The sequence below is a fragment of the Roseibium sp. RKSG952 genome, assembly GCF_009711355.1.
In genome coordinates, this window is the sequence record NZ_SMMF01000064.1 from 1 (window position 1) to 233 (window position 233).

1 protein-coding gene is annotated in these 233 nt (G+C 51.9%); it reads right to left on the reverse strand.

Features of this window, described 5'->3' with window-relative positions:
* The coding region (gene tnpA, locus E1297_RS51020; protein ID WP_368669406.1) for an IS200/IS605 family transposase at positions 1-229 on the reverse strand (229 nt) is incomplete at its 3' end.
* Positions 230-233 lie beyond the last annotated feature (4 nt).

Sequence of the window (233 nt, forward strand, 5' to 3'; positions counted from 1 at the left end):
TCAGCCTCGGAAATTGTTGCATAGCCTTGTACGACGACCGGCCTTTCACCTTTTGCATGATCTGACTGACCGATAAACTTGGAGGCGCAGAGACAAACAAGTGCACATGATCCTTCGAGATAACGCCCTCCAGAATCTGAATGTTCATCTCGGCACAGGTTCGGCGGATGGTGTCGCGCAGGAAATGTCCCAGCTCCCCGTGCAATATCGGCTTCCGGTATTTTGTGATCCAG